We start from the raw sequence: 1,432 nt of genomic DNA on the forward strand, positions 1-1,432 counted from the left end.
CTTCTCCGTCGTTCGCTCTCGCTCTCAACTACGAATAGGCAGACGGCGTCGACTATCGCGGACTAACCGCCTTCGCTTCGCTATCCATGGCGGTCAGCGGTGGTTGGAGTGCTTCACGGATAACATCCGCCACACCAAAGGTCTTTCGCACGATGTTGAGCAGATCGGAATATATCGGATTTTCAGAATTGGCCTGATAGTGAAGCTGATTCCCTTCACGACTAACCACAAGCAGACCTGCGGAACTCAACCGATCAAGTTCGCGCCGGATAGTACCTCGCCCCATATCAGCCCAGCGCACAATTTCGTTAGTATAGAAACTCTTATCGGGTTTGCCGTATAGAAGACCTAACACCCGCTGCTGGGTTTTCGTAAACAAGGCGCTGCCACCGGGGAGTCGCTATTTTTGCGGAAGCATGTTTTGGGCATCCAAGCCCAAGCAAGCGGCAAATACTTAACGCGACCGTTTATGCCTACGGCGCCCCGACTATCCATGGCGGTCAGCGATAGTGGAAACAGTCATCATCAAACACCGATATAGGACCCATTTTGGGTACTATAGACCCCATTATGGGTCTTTTCAAGAGTCCGCTATTTGATACCAGCCACGCAGATGTTCCTTAAATCGTCATTCATTGAAATTACAGACCTACTAATTTTTCTTCGCCGACTGATTGCCGGCCTTGATGCAGAACATAATAAAAAAGGTGTTCCAGTTATCGTAGCCATCGACATCGTCGATATTCTCTAGCTCGGTCTGGCTCTTCAGATAGCGCGCGGTTTTCTCGATATGCTCATCATCGAGCCCATTTAGCTTGATCAGATCGATTGCGGCCTCAGAGGGTTGCCACTCACTTAATAATTTACTCATCACCTTCGACCTATCAAACTAACGAGGGGACACACGGTTGCTAGTGCCTTTACTGAATGCGTCCGCAGCCTTATCACATAGAGGCTCAGGGCTCATATTCGAACTCAACGGAGCTCACGCAAATCGACTGCCAGCCTGTTCGGTGCCCAGCCATGAACCTTGTCATGGGCCTCAACATAGACGGTCGTCGTCTCTTGCGGGATCGTTACACCATGCAGACCACGGGTAAACGGTTGCTCATTCACGTGAGGATGTAGCAGCACACGATCACCAAGCAGCTGGCCCTCGCCATCCACTACACGCCAGCGATCGGCATAGTGGTCCCAGCCCGTATCGGCATGTTTGAGCGTCACGCTCACAGACCACTGATTGTCACCACGATTCTGAAAATCGGCAGCAAGGATCTGCACATCACCTGCCTCAGCGATATTGATAACCGAGAGAGTCAGGAACGTAGACATCCCGGGGAGTCGCTATTTTTGCGGAAGCTTGTTTTGGGCATCCAAGCCCAAGCAAGCGGCAAATACTTAACGCGACCGTTTATGCCTGCGGCGCCCCGAC

Annotated in this window: 3 protein-coding genes; all 3 read right to left on the reverse strand. The window is 51.5% G+C overall.

Annotated elements, in window-relative coordinates; all coding sequences use genetic code 11:
- Positions 1-52: 52 nt before the first annotated feature.
- A complete protein-coding gene (locus tag BOW52_RS16850) occupies positions 53-379 on the reverse strand; it encodes a hypothetical protein (protein ID WP_201790714.1) in 327 nt (108 codons plus the stop codon).
- Between the two features lie 273 nt (positions 380-652).
- Complete coding sequence (locus BOW52_RS16855; protein ID WP_078485236.1) at positions 653-871, reverse strand: hypothetical protein; 219 nt, start codon at positions 869-871, stop codon at positions 653-655.
- 104 nt (positions 872-975) lie between these two features.
- Complete coding sequence (locus BOW52_RS16860; protein WP_078485237.1) at positions 976-1,332, reverse strand: hypothetical protein; 357 nt, start codon at positions 1,330-1,332, stop codon at positions 976-978.
- Positions 1,333-1,432 lie beyond the last annotated feature (100 nt).

The sequence above is a fragment of the Solemya pervernicosa gill symbiont genome, from assembly GCF_002020875.1.
Classification (GTDB): Bacteria; Pseudomonadota; Gammaproteobacteria.